General features: G+C 67.9%; 10 protein-coding genes. 3 read left to right on the top strand and 7 right to left on the bottom strand.

The annotated features are described in order from the left end of the window. The first annotated feature begins 63 nt into the window (after window positions 1-63). The gene (locus FHT19_RS12440; protein WP_169475368.1) at window positions 64-1,311 is read left to right on the top strand and encodes an alginate export family protein; all 1,248 of its coding nucleotides are present in this window, start codon (window positions 64-66) and stop codon (window positions 1,309-1,311) included. Here the strand turns inward: FHT19_RS12440 and FHT19_RS12445 are convergent. The 7 genes from FHT19_RS12445 to FHT19_RS12475 all read right to left on the bottom strand — a co-directional run bounded on the left by FHT19_RS12445 (window position 1,299) and on the right by FHT19_RS12475 (window position 10,771). Continuing rightward, a complete protein-coding gene (locus tag FHT19_RS12445; RefSeq protein WP_169475369.1) occupies window positions 1,299-3,116 on the bottom strand; it encodes an EAL domain-containing protein in 1,818 nt (605 codons plus the stop codon). The genes FHT19_RS12440 and FHT19_RS12445 overlap by 13 nt on opposite strands. Beyond that, window positions 3,088-3,954, bottom strand: a complete 867-nt coding sequence (cobA, locus tag FHT19_RS12450; protein WP_169475370.1) for a uroporphyrinogen-III C-methyltransferase — start codon at window positions 3,952-3,954, stop codon at window positions 3,088-3,090. Before cobA ends, FHT19_RS12445 begins: the two co-directional genes overlap by 29 nt. Further along, window positions 3,951-4,304 (bottom strand): nitrite reductase small subunit NirD, encoded by a 354-nt coding sequence (gene nirD / locus FHT19_RS12455; RefSeq protein WP_168557054.1) that lies wholly within the window; start codon window positions 4,302-4,304, stop codon window positions 3,951-3,953. The genes cobA and nirD overlap by 4 nt, the downstream gene beginning before the upstream one ends. Next, a complete protein-coding gene (gene nirB, locus FHT19_RS12460; RefSeq protein ID WP_169475371.1) occupies window positions 4,301-6,781 on the bottom strand; it encodes a nitrite reductase large subunit NirB in 2,481 nt (826 codons plus the stop codon). The genes nirD and nirB overlap by 4 nt, the downstream gene beginning before the upstream one ends. 282 nt (window positions 6,782-7,063) lie before the next feature. Beyond that, window positions 7,064-8,281 carry an ABC transporter substrate-binding protein gene (locus FHT19_RS12465; protein WP_169475372.1) on the bottom strand — a complete coding sequence of 406 codons (1,218 nt, stop codon included), beginning with the start codon at window positions 8,279-8,281 and terminating at the stop codon, window positions 7,064-7,066. Further along, entirely contained in the window at window positions 8,281-8,859 is a 579-nt protein-coding gene (locus FHT19_RS12470) for an ANTAR domain-containing protein (RefSeq protein ID WP_169475373.1), read from the bottom strand. The genes FHT19_RS12465 and FHT19_RS12470 overlap by 1 nt, the downstream gene beginning before the upstream one ends. A gap of 217 nt (window positions 8,860-9,076) precedes the next feature. Next, complete coding sequence (locus FHT19_RS12475) at window positions 9,077-10,771, bottom strand: bifunctional protein-serine/threonine kinase/phosphatase (protein WP_169475374.1); 1,695 nt, start codon at window positions 10,769-10,771, stop codon at window positions 9,077-9,079. 95 nt (window positions 10,772-10,866) lie between these two features. On the opposite strand from FHT19_RS12475, the gene FHT19_RS12480 reads away from it, so the two are divergent. Together FHT19_RS12480 and FHT19_RS12485 are read left to right on the top strand one after the other, a co-directional pair. Beyond that, window positions 10,867-12,090 (top strand): MFS transporter, encoded by a 1,224-nt coding sequence (locus tag FHT19_RS12480; protein ID WP_169475375.1) that lies wholly within the window; start codon window positions 10,867-10,869, stop codon window positions 12,088-12,090. An 18-nt stretch (window positions 12,091-12,108) separates the two neighbouring features. Continuing rightward, entirely contained in the window at window positions 12,109-15,903 is a 3,795-nt protein-coding gene (locus tag FHT19_RS12485; protein ID WP_169475376.1) for a bifunctional nitrate reductase/sulfite reductase flavoprotein subunit alpha, read from the top strand. Window positions 15,904-15,952: the final 49 nt, after the last annotated feature.

Consider the following 15,952-nt stretch of genomic DNA (forward strand, 5'->3'; position numbering starts at 1 on the left):
GCGCAGACGCGCGGGGGGCGGCGGCAGCCATCGGTTCCAACAGGTTCAGGAAGGAAAATGCCGATGACATATCGCCTCTTGGCAGCCGCGCTGTTGGCCGCGCCGCTTGCCCTGGCACAGCCGGTCCACGCCGCGACGGGTGATCCGGTGCCCGTGTCCGACACACTGACGCTCGATCCGATCCTCGATGCGCGGTTGCGTTGGGAAAATGTCGATACGCCGGCCAAGGGCGCCGATGCGGTGACGCTGCGGCTGCGCAGCGGGGTGGAATTGCGCCACGCACCCTCGCATCTTTCGGTGCTGGCTGAAATGGAAGGCACGTTGCCGATCGTGGGCAATTACAACGCCCTGTCGTTCGTGCCGGCGCGCGCGAAACCCGGCTATGCCGTCGTGGCCGATCCGGCCAACGTGGAATTGAACCGCCTGCAGATCCAGTACCGCACCAAGGCACTGGGGCTGACGGTGGGGCGCCAGGTGATCAACCTGGACGATCAGCGCTGGGTCGGCGCGGTGGCCTGGCGGCAGAACGAGCAGACGTTCGACGCGGTGCGCGGCGAACTGGCACTGGGTCCGCTCGTGGTCGACGCGTCTTATGCCAAGAGCCAGCGCACGCTCTATGGCACCGAGGCGCAGGGCCGCACCGCGTATGACGGCCGCTTCTGGTTCCTGCAGGCCGGGTTGCACCACGGGCCCTTTGCCGTGAAGGGCTTTGCCTATCTGCTCGATTACGATCGGGCGGAGCAGGTGCCCGCCCTGACGCTGACGCTCGCCGATACGCAGACCTGGGGGCTGCGCGCCACGGCCGCGCTGCCGCTGGGCAAGGGGGTGAAGCTGGCACTGGCGGGCAGCTATGCCCGGCAAAAGCCGTGGGCCGATAATCCCCGGCGGTTCGATGCGGATTACCTGGCAGGGCAGGCCGATCTTTCCGCGCATGGTTTCACTGCCACCGCCGGCTATGAAAAGCTGGGCAGCGACAACGGCATCGCCCTGCAAACCCCGATGGCCACGCTGCACAAGTTCAACGGCTGGGGCGACCTTTTCCTGACGACGCCCGCTGCCGGCCTGCGCGATGCCTATGCCGGCCTTGCCAAGACTTTTGCCGTCCAGGCCATGCCCGGCCTCAACGCGACGGTGACCTGGCACGATTTCCATTCCGACGCCGGCGATCTGCCGCTGGGCCGCGAATGGGATGCCAGTGCCGGGTTCAAGTGGCACAAGGTGGGGTTGCTGGCCAAATATGCCGATTACACCGCGCGCGGCTATGGCAGCGATACGCGCAAGATCTGGCTGGAGGCCGACTACGCGTTCTGAGCCCGTTGGGCTGCCCCGCCCAGGTTGCGGGTGGGGCAGATCAACCCGGTAATCGCCTCGCCCGGCACGGCGCGCGAAAACAGATAGCCTTGGCCGGCCAGGCAGCCCATCGCGCCCAGTGTATCGGCCTGGTCCTGATGCTCGATCCCTTCGGCCACCACCTGGATGCCCAGCTTGACGGCAATGTCGATCACCCCTTCGACGATGATCTGGCTCGGCCGATCCGAAACGATGCGGTCGACGAACGACTTGTCGATCTTGATGAAATCCACCGGTATCGACATCAGGTGCGTCAACGAGGCAAAGCCCGTGCCGAAATCGTCAAGCGCCACTTTGAGGCCCTTGGCGCGCAAGGCCGCCACGGAACGGCGGATCACGCCGTTGTCGTCATCGATATAGACCGCCTCGGTCACTTCCAGGATGACCATCGACAGCGGCACGCGCTGCCGTTCGAATGCCCCGGCCAGCGCGTTGAAAAAGCCCGCGCTGTGCAGGTCTGCCGAACTCACGTTGATGCCCACCCGACAAAACGGCACGCCCTGGTCAAGCCAGGATCGCGCATCGCGCGCCACCTGGTCGATCATTTCCAGGGTCAGCGCGCAGGCGGTCTGCGGGTCGCTGGTTGCTTCGTGGAATTCGGCCGCCGTGACCATGCGCTGGTCCATGCGAATGCGGCACAGCGCTTCCAAGCCGCAGACCTCGCCGCTGGCAAGGTGGATGATTGGCTGGTAGTGCGCCTCCAGCCGCCCATCGCGCAGGGCGGCATCCAGTTCGCGCACTGCGGTGATGCGCCGCGTCATGCGCGTGCCGATGCCCGGCCAATACCGCACGAAGCCACCCCGCGCGATATCCTTGGCATGATAGAGCGCGTAGTCGGCGTTCTGCTGCACGCGTTCGGGGGTGCAGTCGCCCGCCGAGAAGATGGCCATGCCCATGGTGCCGCCCGGGCGCAGGAAATGCCCGGACAGCCTGACCGGCGGGCGCAAGGTTTCCAGGATGCGTTCGGCCAGCGTCTCGATGGCTTGCAGGTGGTGATCGGCGGTGATCAGCACGGCAAATTCGTCGCCACCGATGCGATAGACCGGATCGGGCAGTGCCGCGCCGGCAAGGCGCTGCCCCACTTCCACCAGCAGCGCGTCCCCGGCCTGGTGGCCATAAGTGTCGTTGATCGCCTTGAACCCATCGAGATCGATCATGAACAGCGCCCAATTGCCGGGCCGGCTGCAATCCAGCCCGGCCAGGGCGGTGTTGAAGGCCGCGCGATTGGCCAGCCCGGTCAGGGCGTCGGTGTTGGCCCGGCGATCGCGCTCTTCGACCCGGCGCTGCCGATCGAGCGCAATGGCGCATAGCGCGATGCAGCGGTCGACCAGGTCGCGCTCCAGGGCCGAAGGGCCGCGCATTTCGCGGTAGTAAAAGGCAAAGGCGCCTACCGGCCGTTCCTGCCCGGCAAAGATCGGTCGCGACCAGCAGGCCCTGAGGCCGAGCGGCAACATCAGGTCGCGAAACTGGGCCCAAGCCGGATCGTTGGCAATGTCGGTCGACATCACTTCCACGCCCAGCGCGGTGGCCGTGCCGCATGCGCCCACGTTGGGCCCGATCGCCACGCCATCGATCGCGGCGCGCAACGATGCGGGCAGGCTGGGCGCGGCCAGGGGCCGCAGCCGGCCGCCGCTGTCGACAGTCAGCACCGAACAGACCACGCCGGGTGCCTGGCTTTCCACTTCCTCGCACAACCGAACGATCGTGGCGCACAGCGGAGCGCCACGCGCAATCATTTCAAGAATGATGCTCTGAAAATCGCTCATCGGGTCTCGGCCGGCCAGTTATCGCGGGCACGATCATGCGGCTTGCCAACTTAACGTTTTGTTGTCTGCTGCTATTCGGGTTTTCCACCTGGCCGGCGCTGATCTCGGCCCGCGCCATCGCCTGGCCGATCAGCAACAGCGCGGGCCCATCGCCCAAACCGCTGCGGGCGGCCAGGCCCAGCAGATCGAGCCGGGTGCGCAAAACGCGCTCGTGCGGCAGGCTGGCGTTTTCCACCATGGCTACCGGCGTGTCCCCGGGCAGCCCTGCCGCGATCAGTTGCTCGGCCACCTCGGGCGCGGCGGCCTTGCCCATGTAGATTGCCAGGGTTGCCTGGCGATCGGCCAATGCGGCCCAATCCAGGTCGAGCGCTTCGCCCGCGCGGGCATGGGCGGTGATGAAAGTGAGCTTGCGCGCCAGCCCGCGCAGCGTGAGCGAGGCGCCAAGGCTGGCCGCCGCTGCGCTCGCCGCCGTCACGCCGGGGCAGATGCGCGCGTCGATCCCGGCGGCGCGGCAGGCGTCCAGTTCCTCGGCCACGCGGCCAAAGATCGCCGGATCGCCGCCTTTGAGGCGCACCACGCGTTCGCCCGCCAGCGCCGCCTCCACGATCAGCCGGTCGATGCTGGCCTGGTCCTTGGAATGGCGGCCCGAACGCTTGCCGACATGGACCAGCTGCGCGCCGGGGCTGATGAGATCGAGCACACCGGGACCGACCAGCGCATCGTGGAATACCACGCTCGCCTCCCCGATCAGCCGCGCGGCCTTGCGGGTGAGCAGTTCGGGATCGCCCGGCCCGGCGCCAACGAGCCAGACGGTGCCGACGGGGAAATCGTCGCTCATGCCGCGTGCGCCGGCGCCTGCGCGCCCACCACGGCGGAGCGCAGCAGATAGAGCCGCCCGGCATCGACGCGCACCGGGATCGTCGGCACGCAGCCCTGATCGTCGCCCAGCGCCTGCCCGGTTTTCAGGCTGATGTTCCAGCTGTGCAGCGGGCAGGTGACCACCGCGCCGTGGACGATGCCCTGGCTGAGCGGTCCGTGCCTGTGCGGGCACTTGTTGACCAGGGCATAGAACTGGTTGTCCAGCGTGTGGAAGATCGCGATTTCCTCGCCGCCCTGCACCGGCAGGGTGCGCGCGTTGCCGGGGCTGATCTGGCCCACCGGTCCGATATCCAGCCAATCGCCGATCATTCTGCGGCCTCCAAAAGTGCGGGGGTGGGGAAGGGGCGGAACTCGCCCAGGTGCTGGTGCAGTTCGGCGTCTTCGCCGCCCACGCGGCGCGCCCAGGGATCGTCCTGCGAGAATTTCTGCGAATAGGCAAAGCGCGCGGCCAAGCGCTCCACCGCGTCGGGCGCGTCGAACAGGCTGGCCTTGATATGCGCCAGGCCCACGCGCTCGATCCACGGCGCGGTGCGTTCGAGATACCATGCCTCTTCGCGGTAGAGCTGGACGAAGGCGGCGCAGACCTGCATCGCCTCGGCTTCGGTGGTGACTTTGCACAGCAGGTCCGTGGCGCGCACGTGGATGCCGCCGTTGCCGCCGACATGGAGTTCATAGCCCGAGTCCACGCAGATCACGCCGAAATCCTTGATCGTCGCTTCGGCGCAATTGCGCGGGCAGCCGCTGACCGCGATCTTGAACTTGTGCGGCATCCAGCTGCCCCAGGTCATGTGCTCGATCCTGATGCCGAGGCCGGTGGAATCCTGGGTGCCGAAGCGGCACCATTCGCTGCCCACGCAGGTCTTCACCGTGCGCAACGACTTGCCATAGGCATGGCCCGAAACCATGCCGGCAGCGTTGAGATCGGCCCAGATCTTGGGCAGGTCTTCCTTCTTCACGCCAAAGATATCGAGCCGTTGCCCGCCGGTCACCTTGACCATGCGGCCATACTTTTCGGTGGCATCGGCAATCGCGCGCAATTCGCCGGGGTTGGTCATCCCGCCCCACATGCGCGGCACCACCGAATAAGTGCCGTCCTTCTGGATATTGGCATGGAGCCGCTCGTTGACGAAGCGGCTTTGCTGGTCGTCCTGATAGGTGCCCGGCAGCGCGCAGAGCAGGTAATAGTTGAGCGCGGGACGGCACGAGGCGCAGCCATCGGGCGTGCTCCAGTTCAATTCCTGCATGACTTGCGGGATCAGCTTGAATTCGCGCTCTACGATCAGGCGGCGCACATCGGCATGGGTGAACGTGGTGCACTTGCACATGGTCTTGGGGCCGGATTGCACGTTCTCGCCCAGGCTGAGCGCGAGCAATTGTTCCACCAGGCCAGTGCACGATCCGCACGAGGCCGACGCCTTGCACTGCGAACGCACCGCATCGAGGCTGCACGCGCCGCCGGCAATAGTGGCCATGACCGTGCCCTTGGACACGCCGTTGCAGCCGCACACTTCCGCGTCATCGGGCAGGGCGGCCATGGCGGCGAGCGGATCGGCCGCCGCGCCGCCGGAAAGGGCATGGGCCTGGCCGAAGATCAGCTTCTCGCGCATGTCGGCAATTTCGGCGCCGCGCTTGAGCAGGTCGAAATACCAGGCGCCGTCGCTGGTATCGCCATAGAGCACGGCGCCGACCACGCGGCCCCCTTGCACCACCACGCGCTTGTAGAGCCCGCGCGCGGCATCGCGCATCACGATGTCCTCGCAATCCGCGCCGCCGGAGAAATCGCCCGCCGAAAACAGGTCGATCCCCGAAACTTTCAGCTTGGTGGAGGTGACCGATCCGGCAAACCCCGCGCCGGGGCGGCCCACGGCCATGTCGGCCGCCGCGCGGCACATCTCCCACAGCGGCGCGACCAGGCCATAGCAGGCGCCGCGATGCTGCACGCATTCGCCCACCGCCAGGATTGCGGGGTCGCTGGTGACCATGTGATCGTCCACCACGATGCCGCGTTCCACCGCTAGCCCGGCGGACTTGGCGAGCGCGGTCGCCGGGCGGATGCCCACGGCCATGACCACCAGATCGGCCGAAATCTCGCGCCCGTCTTTCAGCCGCACACCGGCCACCCGCCCATTCCGTTCAAGGATTTCGGCCGTGTCCGCCCCGGTCAGGATCGTCTGTCCGCGCCGTTCCAGTTCGGTCTTGAGCAGGTAGCCTGCCGCTTCGTCGAGCTGGCGCTCCATCAGCGTGGGCATCAGATGAATGACCGTCACGCCCATGCCGCGCAAGGAGAGGCCATGCGCCGCTTCCAGCCCGAGCAGCCCGCCGCCGATGACCACGGCCTGGCCACCGGCATCGGCAGCGCGCAACATCTTGTCCACATCGTCCAGATCGCGGAACGTGACCACGCCGGGCAGGCTGGCGCCGGGCACGGGAATGATGAACGGATCGGACCCGGTGGCGAGCAGGAGCCGGTCATAGGGTTCGACCCGGCCCGACGCGGCGGTGACGGTGCGCGCGGCGCGGTCGATCGCCACGACCGGATCGCCCGCAACCAGCGTGATGCCGTTGTCGGCATACCAGGCCGCATCGTTGATCACGATGTCTTCAAAGGTCTTTTCGCCGGCCAGCACGGGCGAAAGCATGATGCGGTTGTAATTCACCCGCGGTTCGGCGCCGAAGATCGTGATCCGGTAGACCGCCGGATCGCGCGCCAGCACTTCCTCCACCGCGCGGCACCCGGCCATGCCGTTGCCGATCACGACGAGGCGTTGGAGAGGTGTGGCAACCATGGATCACGAACTCCTGCAATGCCACGCAGCAAACGCAAAAAGGCCGCCACAACACACGCCAGGAGGCGATGGTCGGGGCGGCTTCGTTGCCACGCGATGGGAAGAAAGAACCCTTGGCCGGCGCGAGGGGCACCCGCCATTGGGTGCCGGCCGGATCAGGGCTGATAGGGTTGATCCTATACGCTAGCCGGTGCTTCGCCAAGCGGATTTTGCAGGTGCGAGCGAATCGGAGCCTTAACTGTCGTCACCCCGGGTCAAGCCCGGGCTGACGTAGTTGTTTGATTACAGGTTGTTTTCCAAACTCGCCAAATACCCCGCGATATCGTGCGGATCGAAGCTGCGCCCGTCAAAAAAGCGGTTGTCGGCCATGGTCATCGCGCCTTGCTGCGCCCCCACCGACGTCAATTGCGCCAGGCTGCCTTCCACCTTGGAACTGGCGCCGGGGAGGGGCTCCCCGCTGCCGAGCAGCGCCGCGCGATAGACATCGGGGCGGAAAACCCGCCCGGCGGCCTGCGCGTCTGCCATGTCGATCGCGCCGCCTTCCCAGCGCACCATCTGGGTGTAGAGCCATTGCGCCTGGCTGACCCACGGGAAATTGGCCGCCTCGCGATACTGGAACATGAAATCGGGAAAATGCACCGGTTCAGCGCCTTGCGACAGGCGCAGGCGGTCGGTGATGGCCCGTTCGATCAGCTCGGCCCGCCCATCGAGATAGGCCGGGCGCGCCAGGATCGCGGCGTTTTCGCGGGCCATGGCGGGATCGGCAAAGTGGCGCGCCGCCATGGTCAGCGCGCGGATCAATGCCTCGGTTTCGGGGCGGCGATCCTCCAGCGTGGATTGGCGCATGGCCAGCACCTTTTCCACGCCGCGCCGCCAGATCTGCGCGGTGGCCAGCACGATTCGCCCGGCCCCGCGCTCCACCGCCACGCTGTTCCACGGTTCGCCCACGCAGATGCCATCCACCTCGCCCGCTTCCAGCGCGTCGGCGCTGAACGGCGGGGGGACGACGGTGATCTCCACGTCCACATCGGGGCGGATGCCGCAGGCGGCCAGCCAGTAGCGCAGCATGTAATTGTGGCTGGAATGGCGGTGGACCACGGCAAAGCGCAGCCGCCTGCCTTGGGCAAGTTCCTCTGCTACCACGGTTTTAAGTGCGGCCCCGGCAGCGCGGGGATCGGCCAGCGCGCCGTCTGGCGCGATTCGCGCGGCAAGGTCTGTGCGCAGGGTGATGGCGTTGCCGTTGAGCCCCAGCACGAAGGGGACGGTCAGCGGCTGGGCCGGGCGCCCGCGTCCCAGCGTGGTGGCAATGGCCAGCGGCGCCACCAGATGCGCGGCATGGGTGTGGCCGTAAAGCAGCCGGTCGAGCACCGTGGCCCAACTCACATCGCGCACCAGCCGCAACGACAGGCCTTCCTGCACGGCAAAGCCGTGCTCGTGCGCCAGGATCGGCAGCGCGGCATCGACCAGCGGCAGGAAGCCGATTGCAAATTCGTGGGCCATCAACTGCCTCCCATCAGGCCATGGGCCGTTACCACTGCCGCCGCGATTTCGGCGATCTTGCGCCCCTGGTCCATCGCCGTCTTGCGCAAGGCGGCATAAGCATCGGGTTCGGAAAGACCGCGCGATTTCATCAGGATGCGCTTGGCCGCGTCCACCGTCTCGCGCTCCGCCAGCTTGCCGCGCGCGTCGGCCAGATCGGCCTGGAGCCGGGCAAAGGCGTTGAACCGCCGCACGGCCAGATCGAGGATCGCGCGGATGCGGTGCGGGGCAAAGCCATCGACCACATAGGCCGAAACCCCGGCGTCGATGCTCGCCCCAATCGACTCCTCGTCCGAATCGTCAACGAACATCGCAATCGGCCGGTCGAGCACGCGGCTGACCGCGAAATATTCCTCCAGCACGTCGCGGCTGGGGTTGCCCAGGTCCATCAGCACGATGTCGGGCTCCAGTTCGGCGATGCGTGCCACCAGCGCGCGACGCTGGGTGATCACGAACACCTCGCAGTCCTCCAGCCCCGCCAATCCTTCATGGATGACAGAGGCCCTGGCCGCGCTTTCATCGACGATCGCCACACGCATGCACGCGAGAGTCGGCACAGATCAGCACGGATGCAATGCAAAAATCGCGGTTCGGCGCCCGCGCGATTTCGCACTTGCATCATTGCGGCAAACGCGTCAGGTTATGGGCAACAGCGCGATCACAAGGGCGTGATCGGCCGCTTTTCTCACCCATCCCATCAGCACGGCAATGGCGCCGCCCCGTTTTCGGAGCAGGCCCATGGTGCGCATTCCGCCCTTATCGCCACAAGACCGCAACGATCAGCGCCGCTGCCAGCAGCGCGCAAAGCCCTTTCCAGAACAGCAGCGGATCGCGTTGCAGCAAAGGCAAGGGGCGCAAGGGCCGGCGCGCCACGGCGGCGCCACCTTCCAGCGCGCGGACCACGTCCACCATGTCGGCAAAGCGGCTGGCCGGGTCGATCGCCACCATGCGCAGCAGCACGGCATCGAGCCAGCCGGGCAGGGCGGCATTGCCCTGGCTGGGCGGATCGGGCTGGCGAAAGCGCGGGCGGCTGAACGCTTCGGCCTGGCCGTGGGGCCAGCTCCGCGCAAACAGGCGCCACAGCACCACGCCCAGGGCGAACTGGTCGGTGGCCGGGCTGCCGGCCTCTCCGGCAAACATTTCGGGCGCCAGGTAGCCCGGCGTGCCGGGGATTTCATCGACGCCGGTTTCCTCCACCTGGGGCAGGCGCGCCACGCCCAGGTCGATCAGGCGGGGCGCGGTGTCTTCGCCCACGATCACGTTTTCGGGCTTCACATCGCGGTGCACGATGCCCAGCCGGTGCAGCGCGGCCAGGCCCCGCGCCATGCCGATGGCCAGCGCCAGCGCTTCGGCAAAGGGCACCGCGCCCTGGGCCAGCCGCGCTTCCAGCGTCATGCCGGGGTAGAACGGCTGCACCCCGTAAAGCCGGGTCTGGCGGCTTTCATCGACGGCGATCGCGCTGCCCACGAACGGGCTGTTGACCCGCGCGCCCACCACCAGTTCGCGGGCAAAGGCGGCGCGCGCGGCGGCATCGGACAAGAGCGCCTGCTGCGGGAACTTGATCACCACGCCGGCCCCACCGCCCAGGGTATCGGTGGCGCGGAACACGCGGGCCAGGCGCCCTTCGGACAGCAGCGTACCCAGGGCAAAGCCATCCACGCTTTCGCCCACTTGCGGCGCGGGCAGGATCGGCAGGCGCGCCAGATCGCCCGCCACGCCATCATGGCCGGGCAGCGGCAGGCTTACCACATCGAGCACCACGGCGCTGGCATTGTCGCGTCCGCCCGCCGCCAGTGCGGCATCGACCAGGCCTTGCGCGTCGGCCTCGGCGGAACGACGCGCCGCGAGCAGGCGTTCGATGCGCCGGGCCGAAAGCACGCCGTGCACGCCGTCGCTGGTCAGCACCAGGCGATCGTGCGGGGCCAGCGCCACTTGCTGGTGATCCAGCCGCAGCGTGTCTTCCAGGCCGAGTGCACGCAGCAGGACATGGCGCATATCGGGGTGGGCGTGGCAATGGTCCACGGTCAATTGCTGCAGGCGCCCATCGCGCAGCAACCAGGCGCGGCTGTCGCCCACGTGCAGCACATGGGCACGCCGCCCGCGCAGCACCAGCGCGGTGAACGTGGTGGCGCAATGGGCCATGGCCTCGCCCCGGCCCATCGCGGCCAGCCAGCGGTTGTAGGGGCGCAGCACGCGCTCGGCCGCGACGGCCACGCCGATGGTGGCCGGCTGCGCATAGAATCCATCGAAGAAGCTGGCCACGGCGAGTTCGGCCGCCACGCGTCCGGCTTTGCCGCCGCTCACGCCATCGGCCAGCGCGGCGGCCAGGCCGTGGCGCCGCCGCTCGCTTTCGCTGCCCAGCCAGGCGGCGGCAAAATCCTGGTTTTCCGGCCTTGGTCCCGGCGCGCTGGCAATCCCCACCGCCGCCCACAGCCGTCCTTCCTCGTGCATGGCAGCATCCCCCTCACGTGTGTGCACACGCGATTGGGGCCGCACCCATCCACGCCGTCAACATCCATTTCGTGCTTTGAGGGGAGCGTTTCGCAATGACTGAAAAACCGTTCTGGCAATCGGGCCATCGGCCCACGCTGATCATGGCCTTCCTCTATTTCGACGTGGCCTTCATGATCTGGAACCTGCTGGGGCCGCTGGCGCCGATCTTTGCCAAGGCCATGGCGCTCAGCCCGGCGCAGAAGGGCTTTATCGTGGCCGTGCCCACGCTGGCGGGCGCCGTGCTGCGCCTGGTGAACGGCTTCCTGGCCGATCGCATCGGGCAAAAGCGCACCGGGGTGATCAGCCAGATCATCGTGATCGGCGGCTTGCTGACCGCTTGGAAACTGGGCGTCGACAGCATCCACGCGCTGATCGCGGTGGGCGTGGTGCTGGGCTTTGCCGGCGCCTCGTTCTCGGTCGCGCTGCCGCTCGCCGGCCGGTGGTATCCCCCCGCGCACCAGGGCAAGGCCATGGGCATTGCCGGCATGGGCAATTCCGGCACGGTGCTCGCCGCGCTGTTCGCGCCGATCCTGGCCAAGCTGTTCGGCTGGTCCAACGTGCTGGCGCTGGCCACGATTCCGGCCGTGGTCGTGCTGATTGCCTTTGTCGCGCTGGCCAAGGACAGCCCCAACCAGCCTGAAGCCAAACCGCTCGGCCAATATGTCGCGGGCTATTTTCGCATGCTGCGCGAGGGTGATGCCTGGTGGTTCATCCTGTTCTACGGCGTCACCTTCGGCGGATTCGTCGGCCTCTCGGGCTCGCTGCCCACGTGGTACACCACCGAACTGGGCATGACGCCGATCATGGCCGGCTATGCCACCGCCGCCTGCGTCTTCGCCGGCTCGCTGGTGCGCCCCATCGGTGGCGCGCTGGCCGACCGGGTGGGCGGGATCAAGACGCTGACGGGCGTCTATGCCATTGCCGCCGTGCTCTTGGTGGTGATCAGCCAGACACCCGCGAGCTTTGCCGTGATGTTCCCGCTGTTCTTCTGCGTGATGGCCACGCTGGGCGTGGGCAATGGCGCGGTGTTCCAACTGGTGCCGCAGCGCTTCCGCAACGAGATCGGCGTGATGACCGGCCTGGTCGGCTTTGGCGGCGGCGTGGGCGGGTTCTACCTCGCGTCCTCGCTGGGCCTGGCCAAGCAGTGGACCGGATCGATGGGGCCGGGCTTCCTGGTCTTTGCTGCCCTGGCCGTGCTCGCGCTGGCGGGGCTGAGCGTGGTCAAGACGCGCTGGCGCACCACCTGGGGCGCGGCGATTGCCGGCGTGCGGATCTGATCGGGAGCGTTTGTAGCCATGTTCATTCCCGCCGATCCCCAGGGCCAGGTGGCCGCTTCCGCCCCCGATGTGGTTCAGGTGCGCAGCGCCTGCCCTTATTGCGGGGTCGGTTGCGGGGTGGTGATGGATGTGGCCGCCAACACGGTGGTGCGGATGCGCGGGGACAAGGCGCATCCGGCCAACCGGGGGCGGCTGTGCACCAAGGGCCAGACGGCCCACGTGCCGCTCACGGCGCCGGGCCGGGCAGAGCAGGCGCAACTGCGCGGTGCGGATGGCGCACTGGCGCCGGTGGCTCTGGATACCGCGATTGCCGCCGTGGCCGAAGGGCTGAACGCGATTGTCACGCGCGATGGGCCTGATGCCGTGGCGCTCTATGTTTCGGGGCAGATGTCGCTGGAGGCGCAATACCTGGCCAACAAGCTGGCCAAGGGCTTTATCCGCACGCGCCATATCGAAAGCAATTCGCGCCTGTGCATGGCGAGCGCGGCCAGCGGCTACAAGCTATCGCTGGGCGCCGATGGCCCGCCCGGTTCGTATGACGATTTCGACGCGGCGGACCTGTTCGTGGTGACCGGCGCCAACATGGCCGATTGCCACCCGATCCTGTTCCTGCGGATGATGGACCGGGTGAAGGCGGGTGCCAAGCTCATCGTGATCGACCCGCGCCGCACCGCCACGGCCGACAAGGCGGACCTGTTCCTGCAACTGCGGCCCGGCACCGATCTGGCTCTGCTCAACGGCCTGCTGCACTTGCTGCTGGCCCAGGGCGCGGTGGATGCCGATTTCATCGCCGCGCACACCAGCGGGTGGGAAGCGATGCCCGCATTCCTGGCCGATTACGATCCCGCCAGCGTGGCCACGATCACCGGCCTCACGCAAGCCGACCTGCACCGCGCGGCGCGGATGATCGCGGAAAATCCGCGCTGGATGAGCTGCTGGACCATGGGCCTCAACCAGTCCACCGCCGGCACGTGGAACACCAATGCGCTGTGCAACCTGCACCTGGCCACCGGTGCGATCCTGAAGACCGGGGCGGGGCCGTTCTCGCTGACCGGCCAGCCCAATGCCATGGGCGGACGCGAGATGGGCTACATGGGGGCAGGCCTGCCCGGCCAGCGCAGCGCCGAAAACGCTGCTGACCGTGCCTTTGTCGAAAGCGCCTGGGGCCTGGCGCCGGGCACGCTGCGTGGCGAAAGCGGGCAGGGCACCATCGCCTTGTTCCAGGACATGGCCCAAGGGCAAATCAAGGCCTGCTGGATCATCTGCACCAATCCGGTGGCGAGCGTGGCCAATCGCAAAAGCGTGATCGCGGGGCTGGAGGCGGCCGAACTGGTGATCACCCAAGACGCGTTCTTCACCACCGAAACCAATGCCCATGCCCACGTGGTGCTGCCCGGTGCGCTTTGGGCCGAAGGCGATGGCGTGCTGGTCAATTCCGAGCGCAACATGACGCTTACCCCCCGCGCCGTACCGCCGCCGGGCGCGGCGCTGCCCGATTGGCAGATCATTGCCCGCGTTGCCTGCGCGATGGGTTTTACCGAAGCGTTTGCCTACAGCAGCGCGGCCGAGGTGTTCGAGGAAATCCGCCAGTTCGCCAATCCGGCGACAGGCTATGACTTGCGCGGGGTCAGCCACGCGCGGCTGCGCGCAGGGCCGGTGCAATGGCCCTGCGCGCCCGAGGGCGAGACACGCAACCCGATCCGTTATGCCGATGGCGGGGAAGTGCGCTTTCCCACGCCCGATGGCCGCGCCCGGTTCTGGTCGCGCCCGCATCTGCCGGCGGCCGATCTGCCCGACGCCGATTTCCCGTTGGTGCTCAACACCGGGCGGGTGCAGCACCAGTGGCACACCCTGACCAAGACGGGCAGGGTGCCCGCGCTCAACAAGCTCAACCCCGGCCCGTTCGTGGAAGTCCATCCCGACGATGCCGCCGCCCTGGGCCTGGCGCACCAGGGCCGCGCGCGCTTGCGCTCGCGGCGGGGGGAAGCGGTGCTGCCCGTGGTGGTGACGGATCGCGTGCTGCCCGGCACCTGCTTTGCCCCATTCCACTGGGCCGATCTGTTCGGCCCCGATCTGGCGGTCAACGCGCTCACCAGCGATGCGGTGGACCCGATTTCGTTGCAGCCGGCGTTCAAGTTTGCCGCCGTCGCGCTGGCTGCCACATCGCCCGCACCGATCGTGCCCGCGGCAACCGCGGCATCGGCCGATAAGGCGGCGGCTGGCCCGGATGTGCTGGTGGCCTGGGCCTCGCAGACCGGGCGGGCCGAAGGACTGGCGCTGGCCCTGGCCGAAGCCCTGGCCGCGCAGGGCCACGCCGCGCGCCTGGCCTGCCTGGCCGAACTTGCGCCCCAGGACCTTGCCGGGGTGCGCCATGCGCTGTTCGTGGCCAGCACTTTTGGCGATGGTGATCCGCCTGACAATGGCGCTGCATTCTGGCGCGCTTTGGCCGTAGAGGGGGCGCCCCGGCTCGATCACATGGCTTTTGCCGTGCTGGCGCTGGGCGATGCCAGCTATGATGCCTTTTGCGGATTCGGCCGCGCGTTGGAAGCGCGATTGACGGCGCTGGGCGCCAGGCCCCTGGCCGCGCGCCACGATTGCGAGCCCGATGATGACCACACCCCGTGGCAAGCGCGCGTGCTCGCTGCCCTGCCGCCTGGCCAGCGCCTCGCCGTGGCCGCCAGGGTCGCGGCACCACCCGCCATCGACCGCCGTAACCCGGTGGCCGCGCCGCTGGTGCTCAACCAGCGGTTGAGCCGGCCTGGCGCCGCCAAGGACGTGCGCCGTTTCGGCTTCGATCTGGCCGGGACTGGCCTGCGCTACAAGGCTGGCGATGCGCTGGGCGTGTGGGGGCACAACGATCCGGCGCTGGTGGCGCAGATCATCGATTGTCTGGGCCTGCCGGGGGAAACCCCGGTGGTCGTGGGCGAAGCGGTGGTCCCGTTGCACGAAGCGTTGATCAGCCGCCGCGAAATCACCCGGCCCGCACGCGCCGTGCTGGAGGCGCTGGCCCTGGTCGATGGCCATGCGCCTTTTGCCCCGTTGCTGGCTTCGGCTCGCAAGGCTGCGCTCGATCAATGGCTATGGGGCCGCCAGATGATCGACGTGCTGGCCGCGATGGCGGTGCGCCCCGGCGCGCAGGCGCTGGTCGATGCGCTGCGCCCGGTGCAGCCGCGGCTCTACTCCATTTCGTCCAGCCCGCTGGCGGACCCCGACCGGGTGGAATTGACCGTTTCGGCGGTGCGCTGGGCGCAAGGCGGCGCATCGCGCCACGGTGCCTGCTCCACATATCTGGCAGACCGCTGCATCGACGCATCCCCGCGGATTTTCGTGCAACCGACCCAGGCCTTCGTGCTGCCGGCCGACGATGCCGTGCCGGTGGTCATGATCGGGCCGGGCACGGGCATCGCGCCGTTCCGTGCTTTCCTGCAGGAACGCGAGGCGCGGGGGGCCGTGGGTCGCAACTGGCTGTTCTTTGGCGAGCAGCACCGCGCGAGCGACTTCTATTACGAGGGCGAGATTGCGCGTTGGCACGCGCAAGGCCATCTCGCGCGCCTGTCCCTGGCATTTTCGCGCGATACGGCGGCCAAAATCTATGTCCAGCATCGCATGGCCGAAGAAGGCGCGGCGCTGTGGCAATGGCTGGCAGAGGGCGCGTGCCTCTATGTCTGTGGCGACGCGGCGCGCATGGCGCGCGACGTGGAAGAAACGCTGGTGCAGGTGATCATGCGCCATGGCGGCATGGATGCAGACGGCGCGCGCGCCTTTGTCGACGGCCTGCGCGAACAGGGCCGCTATTGCCGCGATGTCTATTGACGCAGCCTTGCGCAAGGCATTGGAATATTGCGATACGATGGGGTAACTG

This window comes from Novosphingobium sp. SG919 (genome assembly GCF_012932495.1).
Taxonomy (GTDB): Bacteria; Pseudomonadota; Alphaproteobacteria; order Sphingomonadales; family Sphingomonadaceae; genus Novosphingobium; species Novosphingobium rhizosphaerae.

What these genes read in the sequence shown, in the direction of transcription:
- FHT19_RS12470 (WP_169475373.1), bottom strand. Translation starts at nt 8,859, where the DNA reads ATGCGTGTGGCGATCGTCGATGAAAGCGCGGCCAGGGCCTCTGTCATC.
- FHT19_RS12445 (WP_169475369.1), bottom strand. Translation starts at nt 3,116, where the DNA reads ATGAGCGATTTTCAGAGCATCATTCTTGAAATGATTGCGCGTGGCGCT.
- nirD (WP_168557054.1), bottom strand. Translation starts at nt 4,304, where the DNA reads ATGATCGGCGATTGGCTGGATATCGGACCGGTGGGCCAGATCAGCCCC.
- FHT19_RS12465 (WP_169475372.1), bottom strand. Translation starts at nt 8,281, where the DNA reads ATGGCCCACGAATTTGCAATCGGCTTCCTGCCGCTGGTCGATGCCGCG.
- FHT19_RS12475 (WP_169475374.1), bottom strand. Translation starts at nt 10,771, where the DNA reads ATGCACGAGGAAGGACGGCTGTGGGCGGCGGTGGGGATTGCCAGCGCG.
- nirB (WP_169475371.1), bottom strand. Translation starts at nt 6,781, where the DNA reads ATGGTTGCCACACCTCTCCAACGCCTCGTCGTGATCGGCAACGGCATG.
- FHT19_RS12440 (WP_169475368.1), top strand. Translation starts at nt 64, where the DNA reads ATGACATATCGCCTCTTGGCAGCCGCGCTGTTGGCCGCGCCGCTTGCC.
- cobA (WP_169475370.1), bottom strand. Translation starts at nt 3,954, where the DNA reads ATGAGCGACGATTTCCCCGTCGGCACCGTCTGGCTCGTTGGCGCCGGG.
- FHT19_RS12485 (WP_169475376.1), top strand. Translation starts at nt 12,109, where the DNA reads ATGTTCATTCCCGCCGATCCCCAGGGCCAGGTGGCCGCTTCCGCCCCC.
- FHT19_RS12480 (WP_169475375.1), top strand. Translation starts at nt 10,867, where the DNA reads ATGACTGAAAAACCGTTCTGGCAATCGGGCCATCGGCCCACGCTGATC.